The following is an 18,720-nucleotide window of genomic DNA, read 5'->3' on the forward strand; positions in this document are numbered from 1 at the left end:
CGTCACCGGGAGGTCGGCGGCTGTTCACGTGGTGGTCGCCTCGAGCCGTCCGAGCCCGGGACCGGTCACCCTGGTCGCCGGATCCAGGTGCTGCGAGGATGACGACATGAGCGTCATGGTCTCCGTGTTCGATGCCCGCCGGACCCGCACGAGCGAGAAGTACACCGCGTTCGGCCCCGAGGTGCTGCCGATGTTCGTCGCCGAGATGGACTGCGCCCTCGCCGAACCCGTGCGGGATGCCCTGGTCCGGGCGGTCACCGACGGCGACACCGGGTACGTCGGGCACCACCGGGTGCTGCCCGAGGCCTTCTCCGACTTCGCCGCCGACCGGTGGGGCTGGTCGCTGGACCCCGACCTCGTCCGGACCACCACCGACGTCTCGGTCGCGGCGGTCGAGGTCCTCCGCCGCGTGATCGAGCCCGGGGACCAGGTCGTCATCATGCCGCCCGTGTACGCGCCCTTCTGGGAGTACGTCGGCGAAGCCGGCGGGTCCGTCACCGAGGTGCCGCTCCTCGCCCCCGAGGGCCCGGCCGACCCGTTCGACACGACGGCCGGCTGGCGGATGGACCTGGACGGCGTGCGGCAGGCCTTCGCGGACGGCGCCCGGACCGTGCTGCTGTGCAACCCGCACAACCCGCTCGGGCTCGTGCACGACCGGGAGTCCCTGGCGGCACTCGCCCGGCTCGCCGCCGAGTGGGACGCCGTGGTGGTGTCCGACGAGATCCACGCCCCGCTCGTGCACGCAGACGCCGTCTTCACGCCGTTCCTCGACTCGTGCCCGGAGGCCGCGGCCCTCGGGATCGCCCTGACGAGCGCGAGCAAGGCGTTCAACCTCGCCGGCACGAAGTGCGCCCTCATGGTCGGCGCGTCGGACCGTGCCCGCGGGTGGTTCGACGGACTGCCGGGCGAGGTCGTCGAGCGCACCGGGATCCTCGGGTACACCGCGAGCGTCGCCGCGTTCACGGAGGGCGGCCCGTGGCTGGCGTCCCTGCTCGCCGAGCTGGCGGCGAACCGCCGGGTCCTCGCGGAGGAGCTCGGCGCCGCGCTGCCCGGCGCGGGGTACCGGCAGCCGCAGGCTTCCTACCTGGCCTGGCTCGACCTGCGGACCCTGCCGTGGGGCGACGACCCCGCGCCGCTCCTGGTGGACCGGGCGCAGGTGGCGCTGTCGAACGGGCGGGACTTCGGGCGGCAGGGCATCGGGCACGTCCGGCTCAACTTCGGCTGCTCGGAGGAGACCCTGCGCGAGGGGCTCGCGCGCCTGGCCGCCGCCCGCTGACCTCCGCGGGGCTACTCGAACCGCTGCCACTCCGGCTTGTTCGCGTACGTGTACCGGTAGTAGTCGGCGAGCTGCAGGCCCGCGGCCGCTTCCTGGTCCACGACGACCGTGGCGTGCTCGTGCAGCTGCAGCGCGGAGCCCGGCACGAAGGACGACAGCGGACCCTCGACGGCGGCGGCGACCGCGTCCGCCTTCGCCGCGCCCTGGGCGACGAGGACGAGCTCGCGGGCCTCGAGGATCGTGCCGAGCCCCTGGGTCATGCAGTGCGTCGGCACCTGGTCGAGCGAGTCGAAGAACCGTGCGTTGGCCTCGCGCGTGGACGGCGCGAGCGTCTTGATGCGGGTGCGGGACGCGAACGAGGACGTCGGCTCGTTGAACCCGATGTGCCCGTTCGCCCCGATGCCGAGGATCTGCACGTCGACCCCGCCGGCAGCGCGGATCGCGGCGTCGTACTCCTTCGCGGCGAAGGCGAGGTCCCCCGCGCGGCCGTCCGGCACGCGCACCCGGGTGGGGTCGAAGCCGAGGGGCTCGACGACGTCGCGGGCGATGACGCTGGCGTACGACTCGGGGTGCTCGAGCGGGATGCCGACGTACTCGTCCAGGGCGAACCCGCGCGCCTGCGCGAACGACAGCTCGCCGGCCTCGACCCGGCGGCGCAGGTCGGCGTAGATGCCCTGCGGGCTCGACCCGGTGGCGAGCCCGACGACCGCCGCGGGCTTCGTGGTGACGACCGACGCGATCTTGGCCGCGGCGACGCGACCGACCTCCGCCGGGCTGGGCAGGATGATGATCTCCACGTCGTCAGCCTACTGGTCATGACCAGTCACGGACAGGGTGAGCGCGGCGGCGGGAGGTGGACCCGGGGCCGGTAGCGTGACGGCATGCCCACTCCCGACTTCGTCCTGTCCCTGCGCGAGAAGGTCGGGAACGACCTGCTCTGGCTCACCGGCGTCACCGCGGTCGTCACCCGCGGCGAGGGCGACGACCGCGAGGTGCTCGTCGTCCGCCGCGCCGACAACGGCGCCCTCACCCCGGTCACCGGCATCGTCGACCCGGGCGAGGAACCCGCCGTCGCCGCCGAGCGCGAGGTCCTCGAGGAGGCCGACGTCGTCGCCGTCGCCGAACGCCTGGCGTGGGTCCAGACGCTCGAGCCGATGACCTACCCGAACGGCGACCGCGCCCAGTACATGGACCTCGTCTTCGCCTGCCGCTGGGTCTCCGGCGACCCGTACCCGGCCGACGGTGAGAACACGGAGGCGTTCTGGGCACCGGTCACGAGCCTCCCGGACATGTCGGAGGACATGCGCCGACGGGTCGACGCGGCCCTCGCCGACGAGGTCGCTGCCCGCTTCGAGCGCTGACGGTCGGCGCCGGTGGCGGAACGCCACCGGCGCAGGTACCGTCGTGGGGATCCGCAGTGGTGCGTGACGAGCGCGCCGGAGACCGCGGCTGACGCCGCCGAGCCGCCCTGGAGGCCCGCATGCAGTTCACGACGACCGTCCGGCAGGCGCGCGGCAACGCGACCGGCCTGTCCGTCCCGGCCGAGGTCGTCGAGGAACTCGGGTCGGGCCGGCGTCCCGCGGTCGTCGTCACGATCGACGGCGGGTACACGTACCGGTCGACGGTCGGCGTCATGGGAGGGGAGTTCCTCGTCCCGCTGTCCGCAGAGCACCGGACGGCTGCCGGGATCGCGGCCGGGGACAGCGTGACCGTGTCCCTCGAGGTCGACTCCCTGCCGCGGACCGTCGACGTGCCCGCCGACCTCGACGCGGCGCTCAGCGCGGCGGGGGTCCGTGCGGCGTTCGACACCCTGTCGGGGTCGCGCAAGCGGGCGCTCGTCGACCCGGTCGAGCAGGCGAAGGCGCCGGAGACCCGCGCGCGGCGCATCGAGAGGGCGGTGGCGTCGCTCCGGGGGTGACCCGGTCAGGCGCCGAACTCGACCAGGACCCGCGGGATCTCGCCGAGCAGCTCGCTCGCCAGGTACCCCATCGGCCCGACCTGCACGGCCAGTCGGTCGCCGGCCGCCGCGTGCACCTGGGTCGCCCAGACGGTGGCCTGGGCGACGTCGGCCCCGCGTGCCAGCAGGCCGGTTATCGCGCCGGAGAGCACGTCGCCGCTGCCGCTCGTCCCGAGTCCGCCGGCACCGGTGCCCTTCGCCCACGCCCGGCCGTCCGGCGCGGCGACGACCCCGCCGAGCGACACGACGGCGCCGAAGCGCTCGGCGATCTCCGCCGCGTCGGTGTGGTCGTCGGAGCAGTCACGGCCGAGGAGCCGTTCCGCCTCGCCGGAGTTCGGGGTCATCACGAGTCGTCCGCGCAGGGGCGCGAGCTCGTCCACGAGGTCCGCCGCGACACCGAGCGCGAAGGCGTCGAGCACCACGATGGTGTCGTCACCGACCGCCGCGGCGAGTCCGGCGACGAGGTCACGGCTGCCGTCGGGTTCGTCCAGGCCCGGTCCGACGAGCACGGCGTCCGCGCTCGCGAGGTCGTCCGTCAGGGTGTCGACGGCGCCGACCGCGACGTGGCCGTCGTCGTCCTGGGGAAGCGGTTGCACGCCGGACTCGGGCAGGGCGACGGCGACGTGCGGGGCGACGCTCTCCGCGACGGCGAGCGTCAGTCGGCCACCACCGACGCGGAGCGCCGCGGTCGCGGACAGCATCGCGGCACCGGGGGTCTTGGCCGCGCCGCCGACGACGAGCACCTGCCCGCGGCCGTACTTGCTCCCGCCGACCTCCGGCAGGGTCCACTCGCGCAGCAGGTTCGGGGTGACGGGGGTGGGTTCAGACACGGGCGTCGTCCTTCCGGCCTTCGTGTTCGGTGACGGTGGCGCCCGGGTCCTCGTCGAGGTGGCCGGTGCCGGAGAACTCCTCGAGGGACCAGCGGCTCCCGAGGCCCTCGCGTCGGAGCCGGGTCAACGAGGCGTTCGCGACGGTGTGCGACTCGGCGAAGTCCATGAGCTCCGGCTCGTCGAGGTCGAGGCAGACGGCGATGACCAGCATGACGACGGCGTCGTGCGCGGCGATGACGAGACGGTCGGCACCGTCGAGCCGGTCCACGTCGGCGAGCAGCGAGCGCAGCCGGAGCATGACGTCGACCCAGGACTCCCCGCCCGCGGGTCGGTGGTAGTACTTGCCGAGCCACTGCCGGCGCTGCTCCTCGTCGGGGTGCAGGTTCGCCGAGCCGGTCCGGGTGAGCCGGTCGAGCACGCCGAGCTCCCGGTCGCGGAGTCGCTCGTCGACGCGGCGCGGGGGTTCGGCGAGGCCGCCGGCCTCGAGCGCGATGCCGATCGTCTGCTGCGCGCGTCGGTACGGGGAGACCCAGAGCACCACCGGGACGTCGTCGACCCCGCGTTCGGCGAGTTCCGCTCCGAGCGCTCGCGACTGCTCCTCGCCGAGCGGGCTCAGCGGGACGTCGGCGTCCCGGTGGTCGACCTCGATGACGTCGGCCCCGGCGGCCTCCGCCCGGGCTGCTGCGACGTTGGCGGTGGACTCTCCGTGGCGGACGAGCCAGATCTCGGTGACGGCCATGGCCGCGACGCTAGCCGGGAGGCGCTGGACCGGTTCCCGGGCAGAGGCGCGGCCCCGCCTCGACGCTCGGGCGCACACGGCACCGCCCGTCGGGGGACGAGCGGTGCCGTGTGCGTCGGGGAGGGGTCGGGGTCAGACGCGGCCTGCGCGACGACGTCGGGCGACGACCGTCAGTCCGAGGCCCGCGGCCAGCAGCACGCCGGCGATGCCGAGCGGGAGCGTCGGGTCGCTGCCGGTGAAGGCAAGGGTCCCGGTGGGCGTCCGACCGGTGCCGGTACCCACGTCACCGGCGGTCGGCGTCGTCCCGGTCGGCGTCGTCCCGGCCGGCGTGGTGGGGGTCGGCGTCGGCGTGGTGGGCGTCGGCGTCGGGACCGGAGCGGTGGGCGCAGGGGTGGGAGTCGGGGTCGGCGTCGGGGTGGGCGCCAGGACCCGGACGGTGACGACCTGGGTGTCAGCCGGGCCGGTGCCGTTCGAGGCGGTGATCGTCACGGTCGAGGACCCCGGCGCGGTCGGGGTGCCCGAGATGACGCCGGTGGTGCTGTCGATCGTGAGACCGGTCGGCAGGCCCGTGGCGGTGAAGGTCGGCGTCGGCGTCCCGGTGGCGGTCACGGTGTGGCTGTAGGGCTGTCCGGTCGTCGCGTCCGTGGGCGTGCCGGAGGTGATCGACGGCGCGACGGTCGGCGTGGGGGTGGCGGGCGGCGGGCAGGTCTGTGACGGCGTGATCGTGTTCGTGTCGAGCGTCACCGCGCCGTTCAGGGCGAGCAGGCGGCCCTGGACCGTTGCACCGGTGACCGCGGTGACGGACTGCTGGGCGAGGACGGTGCCCTGGAACTGCGCACCGCTCTGGATGGTCGCGGAGCTGCCGACCTGCCAGAAGACGTTGCACGAGCTCGCGCCGCCGGTGATCAGGATCCGGGTGTCCGTCCCGACGACCAGCGTGGACGCTGCCTGGAACACCCAGGTCGACTGCGCGTCGCCGTCGAGGGTGAGCGTGTTGCCGTCCGACAGGTCCAGTGCACCCCCGGAGTAGACCCCGGGGACGAGCGGCGCACGGTTGTCGAGGTCGGTGACGTCGACGCCGCTCGGCGTGAGTGCCGCGGCCGCGTCGTACGCGGTCCGGGCGTCCTGCTGCGCCTGCGCGGCCTCGGTGCGGGACCGGACCGTGCCGGTGACGACGCCGTCCGGTGCCGCTCCGAACCCGGTGACCGCGGTGCCGGGCGAGACGCCGAGGTCACCGTTGACGACGGTCGGTCCGGTGTTGGTGACGGCGCTGGCCCCGAGGACGCCGTAGGTGGCAGCGGTCCCGAGCGTGACGGGCCCGTCGATCTCGGTGGCCGCGGAGGCGCCGGATGACGCCGTGAGGACGAGCGACACTGCGAGGCCCAGACCGGCACCACCCGTCAGGACGCTGCGGAGGAACGGTGACGCGGCCATGGAGGCACCTGTCTGAGAGGGAGAGGCACAGTGCGTTCGTCGACGACGGACGCATGATCTCCGGTCTCCGGAGTATGCGTCACATCTGCTCGGAACGGGGTGGAGACGCCCGATCCGCCTCGCTCACGGCCGGACTCCCAGGTCGCACACACGCTCGGAGCGGTCGCCGGCCGCCGCGGACCCCCAGTGCAGGGGGCACCACGCAGGAGCGGCGTCGGACGGGTGCACCCAGAGCCCCGTCCGACGCCGCGGTCGTCCCGCCCGACTACGCCCGTCGCACCCGCAGGCTGACGATCTCGAACGGCCGGAGCGTCAGCACGACGGGTCCGCCGTCCTCCCACGTCCCGTCGTCGAGCGGTCGTTCGAGCAGGTCCACCCGGGTGACGCCGGCGACGTCGAACCCGAAGTCCACGCCGACGTCGGTCGCCCGACCGCCGAGCGCCTCGTACAGCCGCACGACGACGTCCCCGCTCCGGTCCTCGGCGAGCTTCACGGCCTCGACGAACACCTGCGGCGACGACACGGTGACGAGCGGTTCGACGGCCGTGTCGCCGGGCACCGTCCGCACCGGCAGGTTGAGCCGGTACCCGGAGTCGGCGGCGTCGAGCACCGAGGCGCCGACGCGCAGCACGGTGCGGAACACGTGGTGCCCCTGGTCGGCCTCGGGGTCGGGGAACTTCGGCCCGCGCACGAGGGACTCCCGCACCTGGGTGGTGGTCCCGCCGTCCGCCCGGGTGCTCCGCGTGACGTCGTGCCCGTAGGTCGAGTCGTTCGCGATCGCGACCCCGAAGCCCGGCTCGGCGACGTGCACCCACCGGTGCGCACTCGTCTCGAACCGTGCGAAGTCCCACGAGGTGTTCTGGTGCGTCGGCCGGTCGATGTGCCCGAACTGGATCTCGCTCGACGCCTGGTCGGCCTTGAGGTCGAGCGGGAACGCCAGCTTGAGGAGCTTCTGCTGCTCGTGCCAGTCGACCTCGGTCTCGACGACCAGCTCGGGCTGCCCCTCGGTCGCCGTGTACCGGGTGGTCACGGTCGAGCTGCCGAACGGACGGACGACGACGAGCGCGTCACCCTCGACCGTGACGCTCGTCGCGGTGAGCGCGGACCCGTGGCGCTGGTACGCCCGGTCGATGTCCCACGCCTCCCACTGGTTCGGGGTGTCGCGGAACACGGTGTACTCAGCCGCTGCGGCGCCCGGGGCGACGGCGTCCCGCCCGGAGGCCCGCTCCACGAACGACACGACGTGCCCGGCCGCGTCGACGGTCGCGACGACCGCACCGGTGTCGAAGACGAACCGGTCGCCGTCCGGCTCGGGAGGCACGGCCCGCGCCACGTCGACGGGCGCGGCTCCCAGCGCGGTCACGCCGTCGGCGACCACCGGGGACGCGTTGAACCGGACCTGCGGGGCGGACGCGGCCGGTCCTCCCGGCTGGTCCGCGGTGGCCGCGCCGCCGGTGGCGAGTGCGGAGGTCGCCGTGCCGATCAGCTCCTCGAGGACACCTGCGACGCGGGCGTACTCGGCCTCCGCGTTCTCGTAGACCCAGGCGATGGACGAGCCCGGCAGGATGTCGTGGAACTGCTGGAGCAGCACGGTGTGCCAGGCCGACTCGAGTTCGTCGTACGGGTACGCCTGCCCGAGCCGGACGGCCGCGGTGGAGGCCCAGAGCTCGGCCTCGCGGAGCAGGTGCTCGGAGCGGCGGTTGCCCTGCTTCGTGCGGACCTGCGACGTGTACGTGCCGCGGTGGAACTCGAGGTACATCTCGCCGGACCAGACGCCGGGGGTGGGCAGCGCCTGTTCGAGCTCCTCGAACACCTGCGCCGGCGTGCCGAGGTCGACGCGGGGCGAGCCGTCCAGGTCGTGCTGGCGTCGGGCGGCGGCGACCATCTCGCGGGTCGGGCCACCACCGCCGTCACCGAAGCCGTAGAGCAGCATCGAGGTGTTCGCGACGCCGCGCTCCTTGTTCTGCCGCTCCCCCCGGTGCAGGTCCGCGGGCGAGACGTCGGAGTTGTACGTGTCCGCCGGGGGCAGGTGCGTGAGGACCCGGGAGCCGTCGATGCCCTCCCACAGGAACGACGTGTGCGGGATGACGTTCGTCTCGTTCCACGACGGCTTCTGCGTGACGAACCACTTCGACCCCGCGGCGCGCACGATCTGCGGGAGCGCGCCGGTGTACCCGAACGAGTCGGGGAGCCAGGCCTCGGGGGTGTCGATGCCGAACTCCTCGAGGAAGAACCGCTTGCCGGCGACGAACTGCCGGGCCAGGGCCTCACCACCGGGCAGGTTCGTGTCGGACTCGACCCACATGCCGCCGACCGGGATCCACCGCCCCTCGGCGACGCGCTGCTTGATCCTGCCGAACACCTCCGGGTACTCGTCCCGCATCCAGGCGTACTGCTGGGCGGACGAGCACGCGAACGTGAAGTCGGGGTCGCGGTCCATCAGGTCGAGCACGTTCGAGAACGTCCGGGCGCACTTGCGCTTCGTCTCCCGCACCGGCCAGAGCCAGGCGGAGTCGATGTGCGCGTGCCCGACGGCGATCGCGCGGTGCGCAGCAGCACTGGCGGGCACGGCGAGCGCAGTCGCCAGCACGGCGCGGGCGTCGGCGGCGGTCCCGGCCACGTCATCGGGGTCGAGTGCGTCCGCAGCCCGTTCGAGCACGCGGAGCACGTCGGCGCCGCGGGTGCCGTCGGTCGGGAGCTCGGCCATGAGACCGCGCAGCACCCAGAGGTCCTGCTGCAGCTCCCACACGGTGTCGTCGCGTTCGACGACCTCGAGTGCGCGGAGCCGGTAGATCGGGGCGTCGCCGGCGGTGTGCTTCGAGCCGAGCGGGGTGGCGCCCTGGAAGTCGTCGCCGCCGATGTCGGGGTTCGCGCCGGCCTCCACGTAGAGCTCGAACGACTCTCCCGGGCCGACCTGCAGCGGGACGGTGTCGTTGCGCGGCTCGATGGCCTTGATGGTGGAGCCGTCCGGGCGGAACGCGAGCCCTTCGGCCTGGAACCCGGGCTGGCGCTTGCTGAACCCGAGGTCGACGAGGAGCTCGGCGGTGGTGCCGTCAGCGGTGCCGAAGTCCGCGGGCACGGTGCCGGTGACCCGGAACCACGTGGTGCCCCACGGTCGGGCGCCCCACGGCTCGCCGACCGTGAACGGCGTGTACGTCTGCTGCACGGCCTCGGCGAAGGGCACCGGTTCGTCCGGCACCTGCCAGGCCTCGATCGTCACCGGCGATGCCCGTCGGTGGACGTTCGGGTCGACGCGGTCCCGCACGAGTCGCGCGATGCGGGCCTCGACGAGCGGTTCGTCCTGGTGCATGGGGGTCCTTTCGTTCCGCGTGGTGAGCGCGGCTGGGGTGCGGTGGTCAGCCCTTGATGCCGCCGGCGAGGGCGTTGCCCCCGCCGAGGCCGCGGGACACGAGCACGTAGAGGGCGATGACGGGCACGGAGTAGACGATCGAGAACGCGGCGAGCTGCCCGTACGCGACGGCCCCGTTCTGACCGAAGAAGTTGAAGATGCTCACCGCGGCGGGCACCTTGTCGGGCGAGAGCAGCAGGACGAAGGGGACGAAGAAGTTCCCCCACGCCTGGATGAACACGAAGATGAACACCACGGCGATGCCGGGTCGCATGAGCGGCACGACGATGCGGGTGAGCGTCGTGAACATCGAGGCGCCGTCGGTCCAGGCCGCTTCCTCCAGCGAGATCGGCACCGAGTCCATGAAGTTCTTCGCCATCCAGATCGCCATCGGCAGGCTGGTCGCGGCGAGGAAGAAGACGCAGCCCCAGATGTTGTCGATGAGGTTGAGCGACACGAAGAGCGCGTAGACGGGGACCATCATCGCGGTGATGGGCAGACCGGTGCCGAACAGGATGCTGTACAGGAACGGCTTGTTCACGCGCAGCTTGTACCGGGACAGCGGGTACGCGGCGAGGAGCGCGGCGACGACCGTCACGACGGCCGTGCCACCGGAGAGCAGCAGGCTGTTCGCGAGCGGGATGAACGACAGTTCCGGCGTGAGCACCTGGGTGAAGTTGTCGAGCGTGAACTGCGACGGCAGCTTCACCGACAGCGACGCCTGCGTGTCCACCGACGCGAGCACGAGCCAGAGCAGCGGCACCGCGAAGCACACCGCGATGACGAGCAGGACGATGTTCGACACCCACCGGAGGGTGCGACCCCGGGGCGAGGTCATGTGGACCGCGCCCGGGGCGGTCACCGAGCGGGTGACGTTCGAGACCGGACGGTCAGCGGTGAGGGCCATGGTCAGTCCACCTCCGGCTTCAGTGCCTTGATGTAGATGATCGAGAAGACCGCGCCGACCACGAGCAGGATGGTCGCGATCGCCGTCCCGAAGCCGAGCTGCGAGAACTGGAACGCCTCCTGGTACGCCAGGATCGGCAGGGTCGACGAGTTCGTGCCTGGTCCGCCGCCCGTCATCACGAAGATGAGGGTGAAGACCGACAGGGTCTGCAGCGTCGTGAGCATGAGGTTCGTCGAGATGCTGCGGCGGATGACCGGCAGCGTGATGTAGACGAGACGCTGCCAGCCGGTGGCGCCGTCGACCTCGGCGGACTCGGTGATCTCCTCGGGGACCTCCTGCACGGCGGCCGAGTAGACGAGCATCGAGAACGCCGTCCCGCGCCAGACGTTCGCGAGGATGACCGCGATCATCGGGTACGTGTAGAGCCAGTTCGGCCCGCTGACGCCGAGGGACGCGAGGAACGAGTTCAGCGTCCCCTCGTCGTGGAAGAACGCGTACGCCGCGAACGAGGCGACGATCTCGGGCAGCACCCACGCGGCGACGACGAAGGTGCCGACGACGCCGCGGACGACCCGGTTCGCGCTGCGCATGAGCAGCGCGAGGCCGAGGCCGAGCACGTTCTGCCCCACCACCGCCGAGGCGATGAGGAACACGATCGTCAGGACCACGGACTTCGGGAAGTCCGGGTCCTGGAAGAGCTCGACGTAGTTCTGGAAGCCGACGAACTGCTGGTCCGCGGCGTCGATGCCGGTCAGCGCCGCGTTCGTGAAGGAGCCGTAGAACGACGAGATGACCGGCCCGAGCAGGAACACGACGAGCAGGACGACGGCGGGCAGGAGCGGGACGACGCGCGTCGCGTTCCGCATCGAGCGCCGCTTCCGCGGCGAGGGTGGGTCGGCGCGGTTCGGCGAACCGGGGGCCGACAGCGTCGGCGCGAGGGGGGTGCTGGACACGGTGGATGCCTTCCGGGTGCGGAGAGGGTTCCGGAGATGGGGGGCTGTCGGGAGGCGCGGGGCGGACGGGCACCGCGCCTCCCGTCAGGTGGTGCCGGGCGGTCAGCCGGCGACGGTGGCGTCCTTGCCGACGACGCCCTCGACGGCCTTGTCGTAGACCGCCGCTGCCTCGGCGGGCGACTGCTGACCGGTCATCACGGACTCCATCGCGACCTGGATGGCGTTCGAGACCTGTGCGTACTCGCTCGTCGCCGGACGGAAGTTCGTGTGCTCCACGAGCCCGGAGAAGAACTCGAAGGTCGGGTTCGCGCCGGTGTACGCCGGGTCCTCGGCGACGTCCTTGCGGACGGCGATCTGGCTGTTCTCCGAGTCGTACTTGATGGAGCCGTCCTTGTCGAGGAACATCGTGATGAAGTCGAACGCGTCCTGCGGGTTCCCCGACTTCGAACCGACCGCGAGCGTCCAGCCGCCGGACATCGAGTTGTAGCCCGGTTCCTGGCCGTTCTGCGTCGGGAAGGGCGCCTGACCCATCACGTCGTTCCACTCGGCCCACGGGGCGGTGCCGGACTCCAGCCAGGTGCCGGACTGCCACGAACCGTCGAGGTCGATCGCGAGCTTGCCCTCCGGCAGCCACGTCTGCGTGATCGTCGTCCCGATGTTGGTGTCGAGGGCCTGCTGCGGCGTGGGCCCGAGGTCGCCCTGGTAGACGTCCTCGATGAACTGCAGCGAGTCCTGGAACTGCTCCGAGCCGACGACCCACTTGCCGTCGCGGTACAGCCTGTTGCCGTCGCCGTCCGCGCCGTAGAGCAGCATCTCGAAGCCCTGCATGGTCGAGGCCTCGCCCTGCGCCTTGCCGGAGTAGATGTTGAACGGGATGACGTCCGGCTGCTGCTCCTTGATGGTCTTCGCGGCGGCGAGGACGTCGTCCCAGGTCTCCGGCTTCCACGGCACGGGCAGACCGGCCTTCTCGAAGATCTCCTTGTTGTACCAGAGCGCACGGGTGTCGGTGCCCATCGGGACGCCGTAGATCTTGCCGTCCTCCCCCTCACCCGCCTGCTTCGCGTTGTCGTAGAACTGGTCCCACTCGTCCCACTTCTCGGTGAACTGGTCGATCGGCTGCAGGTAGCCGGCATCGGCGTCGGCCTTGATGCGGAACGTGTCCTCGTAGATGACGTCGGGCGCGGTCGCGGGTGCCCGGTTCATCAGCGCGAGCTTCGTGGCGTAGTCGTCCTCCTGCGCCTGGATCGGGACGAGTTCGACCTCCTTGCCGGGGTTCGCCTCTTCGTACTCCTTCTTGACGACCTTCATCTGGGCGTCGAGCTGCTGGAAGGCGCCGAACTTCTGGTAGGCGATCTTGATCGTGTCGCTCGAGGCGGACCCCGAGCTCGAGCAGCCGGCGAGTCCGACCGAGGCGACGGCCACGGCGGCGAATCCGGCGATGATGCGGGTGCGTTTCATCGGTGCTCCTTTGCACGGGTGAAGGTCGCGGACTCCGTTGCCCGCGTTGCCGGTTTAGTCCATCGTATGGATTTGAACGTTGTCAAGCGTTCGACGGGAAGCGCGTCCGGTTCGTGACCTGCGCGCGGCGGGGGCGGTCCGGTCCGGCTTGGTTCGCGCTGCGCGACGTTCTCCGCGTCAGCGAGCACGAACGGTGTCGCTGCGCGCGAAGCGGCCCGTCGGCTCGACTGCGACCGGCCCGGGTCCGTGCCGGGCCCGGGCCCGGGTGGGCGGCTACCGGATCGGGGTCGCCCCGCCGGTGACGGTGACGCCGCCGCTCACGGGCACGTCGACGAGCAGCACGCTCGGCCGTCCGACGTGCCGCCCCTGCCGGATCACGACCCGGTCACCCGGCACGGCTACGCCGGTCTCCCGCAGGTACGCCCCGACGGATGCGGCGGCCGATCCCGTCGCCGGGTCCTCCGTGATGCGGCCGACCGGGAACAGGTTCCGCGCCTCGTACTCCCCCGGCGTCACCGGGTGCAGCACGGTCACGGTCGCCGGCCACCCGCTCCGTCGCATGAGGTCGGCGAGCGCCGCAGGGGCGAACCGGAACTGGTGGAACAGGTCCGCGTCGGCGAGGACGAGCACGGGGTGCCAGTTGCCGGCGAAGGCCTCGAGGGGCGGGTGCGCCGCGTCGAGGTCGTCCGGCACGAGTCCGAGCAGGTCGAGCAGCGGCAGCAGCCGGTCGTCGGGCAGCGGCCGGGTCGCGGGCTCGACGCTCGTCATCGCGACGTGTACGACGCCCGCGGACCGGACCGTGTCGAGCACGACGTCGCCCGACCGTGTGACGAACACCCGCTGCCCGGGCCCCTGCCGCTCGGCGATCGCCACCGCGAGCGCGACCGTCGCGTGGCCGCAGAACGGCACCTCGGCGGCCGGGGAGAAGTAGCGCACCCAGACCCGGTCCCCGTCCCACCCGGTGACGAAGGCGGTCTCGGAGTACCCGACCCGCTGCGCGATCGCGAGCATCTCGTCGTCGGTGAGGGCCGCGGCGTCGAGGACGACCCCGGCCGGGTTGCCGCCGTGCGCACCGGCCCGCGGGTCGGCGAACGCGGTGTACCGGAGGACCTCGACGTGCTGCACGGTCCGAGGCTACCGAGCGTGCGCGACCCTCAGTGCGCGATGAGCAACGTGCTCGCGCGCGGCGACAGCGCCGCGTCGAGCACCAGGCAGGCCGCCCCGACCGCGGCCACGTCCGCACCGCGCTGGCTCTCGACCACGGTCACGGGGTGCTTCGGGACGAGGATCGGCGACCCGGCGATCGCCGCCGTCGCCGCCGGGAGGGCAGCGGGTGCGATCCGCGACCAGAACGGCCCGCCGAAGACGACCCGGTCCACGTCGAGGAGGTTGACGATGACGACCACCGCCCGTCCCATCACCGTGCCGACCTCGGCCGCGAACGCCGACGCGACCGGCTCCCCGGCCGCGACCGCGTCCCCGAGCGCGTCCCACGCCCGGTCGACGGCCGCGAGGTCGACCCCGGCGTCCACCCCGTCGCCCGCGAGCTCGTCCACGGCCCCGAGCGGGACGCCACGCTCCGCCGCGATCCGCACGAGCCGGTCGGGCGTCACGGTGGCTCCGACCTCGCCACGCGCGCCCTCGCCGTCGGGCGTGCCGGCGAGGCTCCCCTGGTCGACCATGATGTGTCCGGCGTCCCCGGCGTTCGCCCCGGACCCGCGGACGGGCTCGTGGTCGATGACGAGCCCGACGCCGAACCCGGTGCCGAAGTACACGAACGCGAAGTCCCGCGCCGCTGCCTCCCGCGCCAGGAACAACTCGCCGACCGCCGCGGCGGTGACGTCCTTCTCGAGGAGCACGGGGTACCCGGTCGCGTCGCCGAGGGCATCCCGGAGCGCCACGTCCCGCCACCGCGGCAGGAACGGCGGGTCGAGCACGATGCCGGCGGCCGCGTCGATCGGCCCCGGCGAGGCGACCCCGACCCCGAGCACGGCGTCGGGGTCGACGTCGGCGCGACGGACGAGTTCGTCGACCGCGGACGCCATCGTCCGGATCACCTGCTCCGGGTCCTCGGCGCTCGGGGTCGACGTGGTGGCCTCGGCCACCACCGCACCCGCCAGGTCGAGCAGCACGTACGTGACGACCGCGGGGTCGACGTGCACCCCGACGGCGAAGCGGCTGCGGGCCTCCAGACGGAGGATCGTGCGCGGCTTGCCGCGCCCGGACACCACCGTGCCGGACTCGACGATCATGCCGCCGTCGATGAGGTACCGGGTGACGTTCGAGACCGTCTGCGGGCTGAGGCCGGTGCGGGCCGCGAGTTCGACGCGGCTCAGCCCGTCGGGTGAGCGGCGGACGGCGTCGAGCACGACCGTGCGGTTGAAGCCGCCCAGCGACGGCAGGTTCGCCCCACGTCGATGCTCCGCCACCCGAGCGACGATACCGCCGGAGCACGCTGCCTCCGTCGCACCGCTGGCATCCGACCCGCCCGCACCGTTAGCCTGACCGACATGACGGACCTCCGCCTCGAAGAACTCTCCGCAGCGACCGCCGCAGCGGCCAACTCGCTGACGCTGAAGCCGGGGCAGGAGCAGTTCGTCCAGCCGACCTCGTACGCGCAGGCCGAGTCGGACGTGAAGCCGAGCGCCTCGTGGCCGCGGGTCGTCCTGGACGGGGACGAGGTCGTCGGGCTCATCATCGGCAGCTTCGACGCCGACAACGCGCAGGAAGAACTGCGCAGCTGCATCTGGCGGGTCAACGTCGCCGCGAACGCGCAGGGCCGCGGTGTCGGCCGGTTCGCCGTGCACGGTCTGGCCGAGGAGGCCCGCAAGCGCGGCTTCGAGCGCCTGACCGTGGTCTACGAGCCCGGTGCCGGCAGCCCGGCGGCGTTCTTCGAGGCGATCGGCTTCCGGGTGATCGGCGAGACCCAGTACGGCGACCACTTCGCGGCGCTGACGCTCTAGGCGCCGTCGTGTCGGCCCCGTCGTCCCGCGAGGGCGCGGACGACTTCGGTGCCGCCGTCGCGGCGGTCGTCCGTGCCATCCCGCCCGGTCGTGTGATGACGTACGGCGACGTCGCCGCCGTGCTCGGCTCCCGTGCCGCCCGTGCGGTCGGCAAGGTGATGGCCCACGAGGGCGCCGACCTGCCCTGGTGGCGGGTCGTCCGGGCCGGCGGGCTGCCACCGGTCCGCCACGAGGCACGCGCCCTCGAGCACTACCGCGCCGAGGGCACGCCGCTGCGCCCGACGCGTGCGGTCGACGACGACGCGGCCTGGAGGCTCGACATGCGCCGTGCGCGCTGGTCGCCGACCGCGGACGACCGGTCGGACTAGCGCCGCGCGGACGTCCCCGAGCCGGGCGTCGCTGGGCCGGGCGTCGCCGGGCCGGGCGTCGCCGGGCCGGGCTGCAGGTCGAACCGCGTGCCCTTCGGGTTCGACGGCAGCAGGAAGAACACGAAGAGCACGAGCGACCCGATGCCCGGGAGCACGTGCAGGAACTGCCAGAAGCCGGACAGGTTCGCGTCGTGCAGCCGCCGCGCCCCGAGGGCCAGCCCGCCGACGAGCGTCACGAGGGCCCAGAGCACGAACAGGTAGGACCCGACGGGGTTCTCGAGCAGCGGGGCGTCCGGGGTGAACGCCTGCGGCACGAGCTGCAGCACGAGGCCGACCGCGAACGACGTGAGCCACCACCACCAGAACTCGGAGCGGGACGCCCGGCCGGTGAACACCGTGTACTTCCGCCAGAACCGCCGGACGGCCTCGGCGAAGGGGGCGCCGACGAAGGGGTCGCGCAGGGCGACGCCTCCCGGCTGGACGTCGTTGCTGCTCATCCCCCCAGCAAACCACGGCGTCCGGTCCCGCCCCGGACGGGACGCACCCCCTCCGCGGACATCACTAGACCAGCGAGTCCCGCCAGGCCGCGTGCAGCTGCGAGAACCGTCCCGTCCCGGCGATGAGGTCGGCGGGCGTGCCGTCCTCGACGATGCGGCCGTACTCCATCACGAGCACCCGGTGGGCGATTGCGACGGTCGACAGCCGGTGCGCGATGATCACCGCGGTCCGGTCGGCGAGCAGGGTCTCGAGCCCCTCCTGCACCAGCCGCTCCGACGGGATGTCGAGCGACGCCGTGGCCTCGTCGAGGATGAGCACCTTCGGGTCCGCCAGGAACGCGCGGGCGAACGACAGCAGCTGCCGTTGCCCTGCCGACACCCGGCCGCCGCGCTTGTTCACGTCGGTGTCGTACCCGTCCGGCAGTGCCGTGATGAACGCGTGGGCGCCGACCGCCTTCGCCGCCGCCACGATGTCCGCTCGGGAGGCTCCCGGTCGACCGAGCTCGATGTTGTCCGCCACCGAGCCGGAGAACAGGTACGCCTCCTGCGTCACCATGACGACCGCCCGGCGCATGTCCTTCGGGTCGAGGTCCCGCAGGTCGACCCCGTCCAGGGTGACCGCGCCCGAGGTCGGGTCGTAGAACCGCGCCATGAGCTTCGCGAGCGTCGACTTGCCGGCACCGGTGGACCCCACGAGCGCGATGGTCTGCCCCGCCGGGATGTGCAGGTCGAACTCCGGCAGCACGACGCGGTCCTCCTTGTAGGCGAACGCGACGTGCTCGAAGTCGACCCGGCCGGCCGCGTCCGGCAGCTTCACCGGCTTCGCCGGGTCCGGGACGCTCGGCTGCTCCTCGAGGACGCCGGAGATCTTCTCCATCGCCGCCGAGGCCGACTGGTAGCTGTTGTAGAACATGGCGAGTTCCTGCGCCGGGTCGAAGAACCGCTTGGCGTACAGCGCGACCGCGAGCAGCGCGCCGATCTCGAGCGACCCGCCGACGACCCGGAAGCCGCCGACGATGACGACCGCGGCGAGCGTCGCGTTCCCGATGAGCACCAGACCCGGGTCGAAGATCCCGAACAGGTTGAACACGCGGGCGTTCGCCTGCCGGTTCTGCTCGACCTGCTCGCCGTACTCGACCTCGTTGCGGGACTCCTTGCGGAACGCCTGCACCGCGCGGATGCCGGTCATCGTCTCGACGAAGTGCACGATCACGCGGGCACTCGTCGTCCGGGTGGACCGGAAGAGCTGCTGCGAGCGCTGCTGGAACCACCGGGTCAGGAACCACAGCGGCACGAGGGCGACCGCGAGCACCAGGCCGGAGGTCGGGTCGAGGAGCACGAGCGCCACCGCGGTGAAGAGCATGTACAGCACGCCCTGGATGAGCTGGTTCAACCCGGAGTCGAGCAGTTCCCGGATCGAGTCGAGGTCGCTCGTCTGGCGGGAGATGATCCGGCCCGAGGTGTACGTCTCGTGGAACTCGAGCGAGAGCCGCTGCGTGTGCAGGAACACCCGCTTCCGCAGGTCGAACAGGATCGCCTGGCTGATCCGCGCGGACAGCACGGTGTACCAGGCGGTGAGGACGGCACCGACGACCGCGATCGTGATGTACGACCCCACGACGAGGAACGCCGGCGCCCAGTCGTCCCGGTCGAGCACGGTGGGCAGGGCGTGGTCGATGCCCCAGGCGATGAGCGCCGGACCGGCGACCTGCCCGGCGGTCGCGAGCACCACGACGACGGCGATGCCCCAGAGCCGTGCCCGCAGCGGCGCGGCGAGCGAGCCGAGCAGCGCGAGCGACCGGCGCCGCAGGCGACGGCTCTCGGCCTTCGTGAAGTCCTCGCGTTCCTCGCCGCGCACCCCGTGCACGGTGATCGACGCGGTGACCGGGGCCGCTGCCTCGGCTGCCTGCGTGCCGGTGCCGACCTGCGCCACCGGCACCGATCCGCCCGTGGGTTCCTGGTCGACGGTCACGCGCGCGTCCTGGTCGG

At 72.5% G+C, this 18,720-nt stretch carries 17 protein-coding genes; 5 read left to right on the plus strand and 12 right to left on the minus strand.

What is annotated here, in order from left to right; all coding sequences use genetic code 11:
* The first annotated feature begins 106 nt into the window (after positions 1-106).
* Positions 107-1,276: a MalY/PatB family protein gene (locus DEI95_RS03550; RefSeq protein WP_111059410.1), complete on the plus strand. Its 1,170-nt coding sequence runs from the start codon at positions 107-109 to the stop codon at positions 1,274-1,276.
* Positions 1,277-1,287: 11 nt separating this feature from the next.
* On the opposite strand, the gene nagB is transcribed toward DEI95_RS03550, so the two are convergent.
* Positions 1,288-2,073 (minus strand): glucosamine-6-phosphate deaminase, encoded by a 786-nt coding sequence (gene nagB, locus DEI95_RS03555; RefSeq protein ID WP_111059411.1) that lies wholly within the window; start codon positions 2,071-2,073, stop codon positions 1,288-1,290.
* A gap of 84 nt (positions 2,074-2,157) precedes the next feature.
* Between nagB and DEI95_RS03560 the strand changes: the two genes are divergently transcribed.
* Both DEI95_RS03560 and DEI95_RS03565 read left to right on the plus strand, forming a co-directional pair.
* Entirely contained in the window at positions 2,158-2,637 is a 480-nt protein-coding gene (locus DEI95_RS03560) for an NUDIX domain-containing protein (RefSeq protein WP_110824159.1), read from the plus strand.
* Between the two features lie 119 nt (positions 2,638-2,756).
* Positions 2,757-3,194, plus strand: coding sequence for a YdeI/OmpD-associated family protein (locus DEI95_RS03565; protein WP_111059412.1), 438 nt, complete (start codon positions 2,757-2,759; stop codon positions 3,192-3,194).
* Positions 3,195-3,199: 5 nt separating this feature from the next.
* Here DEI95_RS03565 and DEI95_RS03570 read toward each other — a convergent pair whose 3' ends face one another.
* The 9 genes from DEI95_RS03570 to DEI95_RS03610 form a co-directional block, all read right to left on the minus strand.
* Entirely contained in the window at positions 3,200-4,063 is an 864-nt protein-coding gene (locus tag DEI95_RS03570; RefSeq protein WP_110891113.1) for an NAD(P)H-hydrate dehydratase, read from the minus strand.
* On the minus strand, positions 4,056-4,802 hold the full coding sequence (locus DEI95_RS03575; protein WP_111059413.1) for a histidine phosphatase family protein: 747 nt from the start codon (positions 4,800-4,802) through the stop codon (positions 4,056-4,058). Before DEI95_RS03575 ends, DEI95_RS03570 begins: the two co-directional genes overlap by 8 nt.
* A 132-nt stretch (positions 4,803-4,934) precedes the next feature.
* Positions 4,935-6,236, minus strand: coding sequence for an ice-binding family protein (locus DEI95_RS03580; protein WP_111059414.1), 1,302 nt, complete (start codon positions 6,234-6,236; stop codon positions 4,935-4,937).
* A 265-nt stretch (positions 6,237-6,501) separates the two neighbouring features.
* Positions 6,502-9,546, minus strand: a complete 3,045-nt coding sequence (locus tag DEI95_RS03585; RefSeq protein WP_111059415.1) for a glycoside hydrolase family 38 C-terminal domain-containing protein — start codon at positions 9,544-9,546, stop codon at positions 6,502-6,504.
* A gap of 46 nt (positions 9,547-9,592) precedes the next feature.
* Entirely contained in the window at positions 9,593-10,492 is a 900-nt protein-coding gene (locus DEI95_RS03590) for a carbohydrate ABC transporter permease (RefSeq protein ID WP_110900456.1), read from the minus strand.
* Between the two features lie 2 nt (positions 10,493-10,494).
* Positions 10,495-11,445 carry a carbohydrate ABC transporter permease gene (locus DEI95_RS03595; protein ID WP_111059416.1) on the minus strand — a complete coding sequence of 317 codons (951 nt, stop codon included), beginning with the start codon at positions 11,443-11,445 and terminating at the stop codon, positions 10,495-10,497.
* Positions 11,446-11,547: 102 nt separating this feature from the next.
* Complete coding sequence (locus tag DEI95_RS03600) at positions 11,548-12,903, minus strand: extracellular solute-binding protein (RefSeq protein ID WP_111059417.1); 1,356 nt, start codon at positions 12,901-12,903, stop codon at positions 11,548-11,550.
* A gap of 273 nt (positions 12,904-13,176) precedes the next feature.
* Positions 13,177-14,028, minus strand: a complete 852-nt coding sequence (locus DEI95_RS03605; protein WP_111059418.1) for a PhzF family phenazine biosynthesis protein — start codon at positions 14,026-14,028, stop codon at positions 13,177-13,179.
* Positions 14,029-14,057: 29 nt separating this feature from the next.
* Positions 14,058-15,332, minus strand: coding sequence for an ROK family transcriptional regulator (locus tag DEI95_RS03610; protein WP_111059419.1), 1,275 nt, complete (start codon positions 15,330-15,332; stop codon positions 14,058-14,060).
* A gap of 81 nt (positions 15,333-15,413) precedes the next feature.
* Here DEI95_RS03610 and DEI95_RS03615 point away from each other — a divergent pair, with 81 nt between their 5' ends.
* Both DEI95_RS03615 and DEI95_RS03620 read left to right on the plus strand, forming a co-directional pair.
* The gene (locus DEI95_RS03615; RefSeq protein ID WP_110824170.1) at positions 15,414-15,866 is read left to right on the plus strand and encodes a GNAT family N-acetyltransferase; all 453 of its coding nucleotides are present in this window, start codon (positions 15,414-15,416) and stop codon (positions 15,864-15,866) included.
* Positions 15,867-15,874: 8 nt separating this feature from the next.
* The gene (locus DEI95_RS03620; protein WP_111059420.1) at positions 15,875-16,234 is read left to right on the plus strand and encodes an MGMT family protein; all 360 of its coding nucleotides are present in this window, start codon (positions 15,875-15,877) and stop codon (positions 16,232-16,234) included.
* Here the strand turns inward: DEI95_RS03620 and DEI95_RS03625 are convergent.
* Both DEI95_RS03625 and DEI95_RS03630 read right to left on the minus strand, forming a co-directional pair.
* Entirely contained in the window at positions 16,231-16,731 is a 501-nt protein-coding gene (locus DEI95_RS03625) for a DUF805 domain-containing protein (RefSeq protein ID WP_111059421.1), read from the minus strand. The two genes, DEI95_RS03620 and DEI95_RS03625, sit on opposite strands and share 4 nt — an antisense overlap.
* Before the next feature lie 64 nt (positions 16,732-16,795).
* A complete protein-coding gene (locus DEI95_RS03630; protein ID WP_111059585.1) occupies positions 16,796-18,604 on the minus strand; it encodes an ABC transporter ATP-binding protein in 1,809 nt (602 codons plus the stop codon).
* Between the last annotated feature and the right edge of the window lie 116 nt (positions 18,605-18,720).

Origin of the sequence: Curtobacterium sp. MCBD17_008, assembly GCF_003234475.1 — a bacterium.
Classification (GTDB): domain Bacteria; phylum Actinomycetota; class Actinomycetes; order Actinomycetales; family Microbacteriaceae; genus Curtobacterium.